This is a genomic window from Streptomyces sp. UW30, from assembly GCF_008042075.1.
Classification (GTDB): Bacteria; Actinomycetota; Actinomycetes; order Streptomycetales; family Streptomycetaceae; genus Streptomyces.
In genome coordinates this window covers 22,348-31,019 of record NZ_RDBN01000037.1, presented here as the reverse complement: position 1 = coordinate 31,019, position 8,672 = coordinate 22,348, and the positions used below count along the sequence as shown (strand labels likewise).

The 8,672-nt window shown below is 67.4% G+C and carries 8 protein-coding genes; 2 read left to right on the top strand and 6 right to left on the bottom strand.

The genetic code is table 11. The annotated features are described in order from the left end of the window. The 6 genes from EAO75_RS18695 to EAO75_RS18670 all read right to left on the bottom strand — a co-directional run. Nucleotides 1–702, bottom strand: a 702-nt coding sequence (locus tag EAO75_RS18695) for a Tellurium resistance (RefSeq protein ID WP_147997955.1), incomplete at its 3' end; no start/stop codon positions are given. Nucleotides 703–798: 96 nt separating this feature from the next. Next, nucleotides 799–1,947, bottom strand: a complete 1,149-nt coding sequence (locus tag EAO75_RS18690; protein WP_147996228.1) for a DUF475 domain-containing protein — start codon at nt 1,945–1,947, stop codon at nt 799–801. 123 nt (nt 1,948–2,070) lie between these two features. Then, complete coding sequence (locus tag EAO75_RS18685) at nt 2,071–2,646, bottom strand: TerD family protein (RefSeq protein ID WP_147996227.1); 576 nt, start codon at nt 2,644–2,646, stop codon at nt 2,071–2,073. A gap of 140 nt (nt 2,647–2,786) precedes the next feature. Continuing rightward, nucleotides 2,787–3,362: a calcium homeostasis/redox stress adaptation protein gene (locus EAO75_RS18680; protein ID WP_147996226.1), complete on the bottom strand. Its 576-nt coding sequence runs from the start codon at nt 3,360–3,362 to the stop codon at nt 2,787–2,789. Nucleotides 3,363–3,512: 150 nt separating this feature from the next. After that, nucleotides 3,513–3,971 (bottom strand): peroxiredoxin, encoded by a 459-nt coding sequence (locus EAO75_RS18675; RefSeq protein ID WP_147996225.1) that lies wholly within the window; start codon nt 3,969–3,971, stop codon nt 3,513–3,515. Between the two features lie 118 nt (nt 3,972–4,089). Further along, nucleotides 4,090–4,527 (bottom strand): DUF3052 domain-containing protein, encoded by a 438-nt coding sequence (locus tag EAO75_RS18670; protein ID WP_187284506.1) that lies wholly within the window; start codon nt 4,525–4,527, stop codon nt 4,090–4,092. Between the two features lie 353 nt (nt 4,528–4,880). On the opposite strand from EAO75_RS18670, the gene aceE reads away from it, so the two are divergent. Together aceE and EAO75_RS18660 are read left to right on the top strand one after the other, a co-directional pair. After that, complete coding sequence (gene aceE / locus EAO75_RS18665) at nt 4,881–7,628, top strand: pyruvate dehydrogenase (acetyl-transferring), homodimeric type (protein WP_147996223.1); 2,748 nt, start codon at nt 4,881–4,883, stop codon at nt 7,626–7,628. Between the two features lie 94 nt (nt 7,629–7,722). After that, complete coding sequence (locus tag EAO75_RS18660; RefSeq protein WP_147996222.1) at nt 7,723–8,478, top strand: potassium channel family protein; 756 nt, start codon at nt 7,723–7,725, stop codon at nt 8,476–8,478. Nucleotides 8,479–8,672 lie beyond the last annotated feature (194 nt).

The window sequence follows — 8,672 nt, the reverse complement described above, 5'->3', positions numbered from 1 at the left end:
CTGCAACCCCCACCCGAACAACCGGTCCAGCTCGGCCTGGAAGCCGTACACGAACTTCACCTCACGCCGGACCCAGACCTCCCCCTTCACGTTCTCGATCATCACGACCGCACACGAGCGAGCCTGCGGATGCCGCTCGTCGAGGCCTATCTCGATCCGAGGCCCGTTGCTCGGAYACAGCGTGACGATCGCATGCGTACGGTCGAAGGCCGGCGTCTGGTCGTAGATGTACACGAAGACCAGCAACCGCTTGATGTTCTCCCGGTGATCGAGATTGACGTAGATCGTCTCCCCCGACGCCGACCCGAACCGGTCGTCCCCGCTGAGCTTCACGTACGGCGGCGAGTTGACGTCCCCCAGGAACCCGCCCAGCGGCTGGACGACCCCCTTCGTCCCGTCGGTCAGCTCGTACAGCGCCCCGAGGTCCAGGTCGACGTTGACCATGCTCTGGCTGTGTCCGAGCACCTCCGGCGGCTTGAGCGCCTTGAACGGATGCCGCAGCAGACTCTCCCGCTGCGACCCCCCGATGTCGGACGTCCGCATCCGCCACGTCAGGTTGATCCGCAGATGCCCCGTGGCAGCGCCCTGCTTGGTGAGAGAAACCCGGTCGTGCCGCTTCGTCAGCTGGATCGAGTTCGACGACGCGCTGCCCGAGTCGAACTCGGCCGCCCGGCCACGCCAGAGTCCGTCCAGGAACCCCATTCCGCCCCCACGTTCACTTGAAAACCGCCTGGAAACACCGGCGGGGCGGCCGGAGCCCGGCCGCCCCGCACAGAGCGTTCCTCACCCGCAGGTGTGTCACACCCCGGACGAGACCTCAGTCTTCTCGTCCGAGCCCTCGGCTTTTCCCTCCGCGGCCGCCAGCGCGCGGTTGCGGCGGACCGAGGACCAGAAGGACCAGGCGATCAGGGTGACACCGATGAGGCCGGTGACGACCTCGGGGATCTCGTACTGGATGGTGACCAGCAGGAGCATGGCGAGCGCGCCGATCGCGTAGTGCGCGCCGTGCTCCAGGTAGACGTAGTCGTCGAGGGTGCCCTGCCGCACCAGGTACACGGTCAGCGACCGGACGTACATCGCGCCGATACCGAGACCCAGTGCCATCAGGACGATGTCGTTGGTGACGGCGAAGGCGCCGATGACGCCGTCGAAGGAGAAGGACGCGTCCAGGACCTCGAGGTAGAGGAACATGAAGAAGGCGGCCCTGCCGGCCAGGGCGACCGCCGTGCGGGGCTTGCCGGTGCGCTCCGCCTCTTCCTCCTCCTCGTGCTCGCGTTCCTCCTCCTCTTCGAGCTTGTCCTCGAAGTAGCCGGAGAGACCGCCCACGATCATGTACGTGATCAGGCCGCCGATACCGGAGAGCAGGACCGTCTCCGCCTTGTCGACGTGCGCGCCGCCGTGCTGGTGGGCGTTGGCAGCGAAGGTCAGGGCCGAGATCAGCAGGACGATGAGCGCGATGCAGACCGACAGCATGTCGACCTTGCCGAGCTTGGCGAGCGGGCGCTCCAGCCAGCCCAGCCACTTGATGTCCCGGTCCTCGAAGATGAAGTCCAGGAAGATCATCAGCAGGAACATGCCACCGAACGCGGCGATCGCCGGGTGGGCGTCAGTGACGAGCTGCTGGTACTGGTCCTTGTCGCTGAGCGCGAGGTCGACCGCCTCGATCGGGCCCAGCGAGGCACTGATGGCGACGATGACGACGGGGAAGACCAGCCGCATACCGAACACGGCGATCAGGATGCCGACGGTGAGGAAGATCTTCTGCCAGAAGGCATTCATCTTCTTCAGGATCCCGGCGTTGACCACCGCGTTGTCGAACGACAGCGAGATCTCGAGGACGGAGAGGATCGCCACGATTCCCAGGGCGGTCCACCCCCCGAAGAGGACCGCTGCAACCAGGCCGAGCGCGGTGACCGCGAACGACCAGCCGAAGGTTTTCAGAACCACTGGCTACCCAATCCTTGTGTACGGGGCTCCCGCGCGCCGCACTCGGCTTTACGAAACTTTGAACCGAAGTCTAGTCGGCTCCCCGTCGCGCCCCACGGGGCCCCGACTTTTGCTCATATCGCGTTATGAGACGTTGACTCCGAAGTCGAGTGCGATGCCGCGCAGACCCGACGCGTACCCCTGTCCCACCGCCCGGAACTTCCACTCCCCCTGGTAGCGGTAGACCTCGCCGAAGATCATGGCGGTCTCGGTGGAGGCGTCCTCGCTGAGGTCGTAGCGGGCGAGTTCCTGGCCGTCGGCCTGGTTCACGACGCGGATGAAGGCGTTGCTGACCTGGCCGAAGGTCTGGCCGCGCTCGTCGGCCATGTGGATGGAGACCGGGAAGACGATCTTGTCGCAGTGGGCCGGCACCTTGGACAGGTTGATCAGCAGCGACTCGTCGTCGCCGTCGCCCTCGCCGGTGAGGTTGTCGCCGGTGTGCTCCACCGAGCCGTCCGGGCTCTTGAGCTGGTTGTAGAAGACGAACCACTCATCGCCCAGTACCCGACCGCCGCTGCACACCAGGGCGCTCGCGTCGAGGTCGAAGGGGGCTCCGGTGGTGGAGCGCGCGTCCCAGCCGAGCCCGACCATCACCTGCGTGAGGTTCGGTGCGGCCTTGGACAGGGAGACGTTTCCTCCCTTGGCGAGCGTGACGCCCATGATGCTGGTCCTCCCCGCGTGATGCTTCTTTGGTTGTCCTGCACTCCCCCAGTGGGGGCACCCCCAGGCGCCGCACCCGAACGGTACGGCGCCTGACTCCGCCAGTGGTGTCCTGGACGGTCACCTCCGGGATGCTGAACTCAGACGTTCACGCCGAAGTCCTGCGCGATGCCGCGCAGGCCCGAGGCGTAGCCCTGGCCGATGGCGCGGAACTTCCACTCCGCACCGTGCCGGTACAGCTCGCCGAAGACCATCGCGGTCTCGGTGGACGCGTCCTCGCTGAGGTCGTAGCGCGCGATCTCGGCGCCGCCGGCCTGGTTCACGACGCGGATGAACGCGTTGCGCACCTGGCCGAAGGACTGCTGGCGGTTCTCGGCGTCGTAGATCGACACCGGGAAGACGATCTTCTCGACGTCCGCCGGGACGCCGGCGAGGTTGATCTTGATCTGCTCGTCGTCGCCCTCGCCCTCACCGGTGAGGTTGTCGCCGGTGTGCTCGACCGAGCCGTCGGGGCTCTTCAGGTTGTTGAAGAACACGAAGTTCGCGTCGCTGCCGACCTTGCCCTCCGCGTTCGTCAGCAGCGCGCTGGCGTCGAGGTCGAAGTCGGTGCCGGTCGTGGTGCGGATGTCCCACCCCAGACCGACGATGACCGCCGTGAGGCCGGGGGCCTCCTTGGTCAGTGATACGTTGCCGCCCTTGCTGAGGCTGACTCCCACGAGTCCTCCATTGGTGTCCAGGGGCGGGGAGCCCCGCCGTGCGTTTGATATCGGATCAACGATCCGATCCTAGTGACGGGTTCCCGCGGCTTGCAGGCCTTGGTGCCCAAGAATCACAGGTGTCGGTAACCAGCGGGATCGCGGGCGCGATCAGAGGGTGTCGAGCGCCTTGACGTAGTCGTTCAGGTCTCGCGCGTCCGGCAGGGCGTTGACGACCGTCCAGCGGACGACGCCCTCCTTGTCGATGACGAAGGTGCCGCGCACCGCGCAGCCCTTGTCCTCGGCGAAGACACCGTAGGCGCGGCTGACCTCGCCGTGCGGCCAGAAGTCGCTGAGCAGCGGGTACTCCAGGCCCTCCTGCTCGCCGAAGACGCGCAGGGTGTGGATGGAGTCGTTGGAGACGGCGAGCACCTGGGTGTCGCGGTCGGAGAATTGCGGCAGGTTGTCGCGCACCTCGCACAGTTCGCCGGTGCACACGCCGGTGAAGGCGAAGGGGTAGAAGAGCAGAACGACGTTCTGGGAGCCGCGGAAGTCGGAGAGCTTCACGGTGGCGCCGTGATTGTCCTTGAGCTCGAAGTCGGGGGCCTTGTCGCCGACCTGGATCGCCATCGTCGTGAATGTCCCTTCGGTGGGGCTGTTCGGGTGGGACCCACCCTATGCAGCGGCCACCGGGGCCCGCACAAGAGGCCGGGCCGGGCGTTTCGGCCCGGCCCGGCACCGTCACCGGTTACTTCTTGGTCTTCGCGGCCTTGGGCGTCACCAGCCGGCTGCCACTCCAGTCCTTGCCGACGCTGACGCTCTTGGACGCCGACAGACCCGCCGTGGTCGCGGCTTCAGAGATGTCACTCGGCTCCACGTAGCCGTCACGGCCGGTCTTGGGCGTGAGGAGCAGGATCGAGCCGCCTTCTTCGATGTACGTGGTGGCGTCCACCAGCGCATCCGTCAGGTCGCCGTCCTCGTCGCGGAACCACAGCACCACGGCGTCTGCGACGTCGTCGTACTCCTCGTCCACCAGCTCGCTGCCGATGACTTCCTCAATGGCCTCGCGGAGCTCCTGGTCGACGTCGTCGTCGAAGCCGATCTCCTGGACCACCTGCTCGGGCTGGAACCCCAGCCTGACGGCAGGGCTAGTCCGCTCCTCCGCGTGGTCCGCGGTCGCGCTCACGGGTTGCCTCCTGATCATGTCTTGGGAATAACTCAGCCACGCGCGTGCGCGAAGCATTGGCCGTAGTCCACACGGGCGGGGCGGATCGCGCAAGTACCCGGCCGTTCAGACCGCCGAAACGGTGACGATCCGGAACGTGTCACCGCAACTCCAGGCACACCCTCATGGTCTCAAGGTGACGCGCACCACACCAATCTGCCCCGTTTGTGCGTTTGGGAACCATGAGTGGACTCTCCACCGTTCACCAGGCGCCGGTTACTTCACAGTAGAGATGACGTTTGGCGCCCCGAGGTACACGATGGTGAGCGGTGCAGACCCTCAGAAACACGGCCCTCTGACAGGTAAGGAACAGCGTGGCTTCCGGATCCGATCGCAACCCGATCATCATTGGCGGCCTTCCGAGTCAGGTTCCTGACTTCGATCCCGAGGAAACCCAGGAGTGGCTCGACTCCCTCGACGCCGCCGTGGACGAGCGCGGCCGGGAGCGGGCCCGCTATCTGATGCTGCGGCTGATCGAGCGGGCCCGCGAGAAGCGCGTGGCCGTGCCCGAGATGCGCAGCACGGACTACGTCAACACGATCGCCACCAAGGACGAGCCGTTCTTCCCGGGCAACGAGGAGATCGAGCGCAAGATCCTCAACGCGACCCGGTGGAACGCCGCGGTCATGGTGTCCAGGGCCCAGCGCCCCGGCATCGGCGTCGGCGGTCACATCGCCACGTTCGCCTCCTCCGCCTCGCTCTACGACGTGGGCTTCAACCACTTCTTCCGCGGCAAGGACGAGGGCGACGGCGGCGACCAGGTCTTCTTCCAGGGCCACGCCTCCCCGGGCATCTACGCACGCGCGTTCCTGCTGGACCGGCTCAGCGAGCACAACCTCGACGCGTTCCGCCAGGAGAAGTCGAAGGCGCCGTACGGCCTGTCGAGCTACCCGCACCCGCGGCTGATGCCGGACTTCTGGGAGTTCCCGACCGTGTCGATGGGCCTCGGCCCGATCGGCGCGATCTACCAGGCCCGGATGAACCGCTACATGCAGGCGCGCGGCATCGCGGACACCTCCAAGTCGCACGTCTGGGCGTTCCTCGGTGACGGCGAGATGGACGAGCCGGAATCGCTCGGCCAGCTGTCCATCGCCGCCCGTGAGGGCCTGGACAACCTGACGTTCGTGGTGAACTGCAACCTGCAGCGCCTCGACGGCCCTGTGCGGGGCAACGGCAAGGTCATCCAGGAGCTGGAGTCGATCTTCCGCGGCGCCGGCTGGAACGTCGTCAAGCTGATCTGGGACCGCACCTGGGACCCGCTGCTCGCGCAGGACCGCGACGGCATCCTGGTCAACCGGATGAACACCACACCGGACGGCCAGTTCCAGACGTACGCCACCGAGACCGGCGCCTACATCCGCGACCACTTCTTCGGCGACGACCAGCGGCTGCGCGCGATGGTCGAGGGCATGACCGACGACCAGGTCCTGCACCTGGGCCGCGGCGGTCACGACCACAAGAAGATCTTCGCGGCGTTCTCGGCGGCCAAGGCGCACAAGGGCCAGCCGACGGTGATCCTCGCCAAGACGATCAAGGGCTGGACCCTCGGTCCCAACTTCGAGGGCCGCAACGCCACGCACCAGATGAAAAAGCTGACGGTCGACGACCTCAAGCGCTTCCGCGACCGGCTGCACCTGCCGATCGCCGACAAGGACCTGGACAGCGGGCTCCCGCCGTACTACCACCCGGGGCGCGACTCCGAGGAGATCCAGTACATGCACGACCGCCGCCAGGGGCTCGGCGGTTACGTCCCGACGCGTGTGGTGCGCTCCAAGCCGCTGGCGCTGCCGGACGACAAGACGTACGCGACCGTGAAGAAGGGCTCGGGCCACCAGTCCATCGCGACGACCATGGCCTTTGTGCGGCTCCTCAAAGACCTCATGCGGGACAAGGAGATCGGCCGGCGGTTCGTGCTGATCGCACCGGACGAGTACCGCACGTTCGGCATGGACTCCTTCTTCCCGAGCGCGAAGATCTACAACCCGCTCGGCCAGCAGTACGAGTCGGTCGACCGCGAGCTGCTGCTCGCCTACAAGGAGTCGCCACAGGGCCAGATGCTGCACGACGGCATCTCGGAGGCGGGCTGCACGGCCTCGCTGATCGCGGCGGGTTCGGCGTACGCCACGCATGGCGAGCCGCTGATCCCGGTCTACGTCTTCTACTCGATGTTCGGTTTCCAGCGCACCGGCGACCAGTTCTGGCAGATGTCGGACCAGCTGGCGCGCGGTTTCGTACTGGGCGCGACCGCCGGCCGTACGACGCTGACCGGTGAGGGCCTTCAGCACGCGGACGGCCACTCGCAGCTGCTCGCCTCGACGAACCCGGGCTGTGTCGCCTACGACCCGGCGTACTCATACGAGATCGCGCACATCGTGCAGGACGGTCTGCGCCGGATGTACGGCGGCGACGCGGAGCACCCGCACGGCGAGGATGTCTTCTACTACCTCACCGTCTACAACGAGCCGATGCAGCACCCGGCCGAGCCTACGGGCGTCGACGTCGAGGGCATCCTCAAGGGCGTCCACCGGATCGCCGAGGGCACCTCGGGGTCGATCCCGGCGCAGATCATGGCCTCGGGTGTCGCCGTCCCGTGGGCGGTCGAGGCGCAGAAGATCCTCGCCGAGGAGTGGAACGTCAAGGCGGACGTCTGGTCGGCGACTTCCTGGAACGAGCTGCGCCGCGAGGCCGTGGCGTGCGAGGAGCACAACCTTCTCCACCCGGAGGAGGAGCAGCGGGTGCCGTGGGTGACGCGGAAGCTGAGCGGTGCCGAGGGGCCGTTCGTGGCCGTCTCCGACTGGATGCGGTCGGTGCCGGACCAGATCGCGCGCTGGGTGCCGGGGACGTACCAGTCGCTGGGCGCCGACGGTTTCGGCTTCGCGGACACCCGTGGCGCGGCCCGCCGCTTCTTCCACATCGACGCGCAGTCGATCGTGGTCGCGGTGCTGACCGAGCTCGCCAAGGAGGGGAAGGTGGACCGGTCGGCGCTGAAGCAGGCGATCGACCGTTACCAGCTGCTCGATGTGTCGGCAGCGGATCCGGGAGCGGCGGGCGGCGACGCGTAGCGTCTGTCGGCCGACTTGACGGGGTGGTGWGCCCGGGGCGCCTGTGGGTGACCTGCGGGGCACACCACCCCTTCACATTTCCTACGATGCGCCCATGAAGCAAGCGCCCGCCCAAGTTCGTTGGGAACGGCATACCCAGCGCCCTCTGTTCGGTCTGGCCATGGCGTTCGCCGTGGCCTATGCCGTCCCGATCGTCCGGCCCGAGGCGAGCCGTGCGGTGGTGGACGTGTGTCTCGCGGTGGAGTGGGTGGTGTGGGGGGCGTTCGCGCTGGACTACGTCGTCCGGCTGGCGCTCGCCGAGGATCGCCGGGAGTTCGTGCGTACGCACTGGCTCGATCTGTGTGCGGTCGTGCTGCCGCTGGTGCAGCCGCTGCGGTTGCTGCGGCTGGTGTCCACGCTGCTGCTCGTCGGGCAGCGGGCGCGGATGGCGTCGCAGGTGCGGCTGACGACGTATGTCGCCGGGGCGGTGGTCGGGCTGCTGATGTTCGGCTCGCTGGCGGTGCTGTCGGTGGAGCGGGACTCCCCGAACGGGAACATCAAGACGCTGGGTGACGCGGTGTGGTGGTCGTTCACGACCATGACAACCGTGGGGTACGGGGATCATGCGCCGACCACGGGGGTGGGGCGGATGCTCGCGGTGGGTCTGATGCTGTCCGGGATCGCCCTGCTGGGTGTGGTGACCGCCAATATCGCCGCGTGGTTCATATCTCGCTTCGAGATGGACGACGTGGAGGAGCGGCGTCAGACGGAGGCGATCCGGGTGCTGACGGAGGAGGTCCGGGCACTCCGAGCGGAGGTCGCGGCACTGTCGGGCGAAGGGGAAAGGGTCAGCGACAAACGGGTGGGCTAGTGGGTCGCCCGGAGCCCTGGCTGGAGCGGGGGGGGCACGCAGCCCGGCGCCAACGGGGCGCCGCCGGGCGGGATGCCGCGTGCGCAGGGCGCGGGTAATTGGCGGGAGTATGCCGACCTCAGGGGCGCGGGGAACTGGGGCGGGATGCCGCGTGCGCAGGGCGCGGGTAATTGGCGGGAGTATGCCGACCTCAG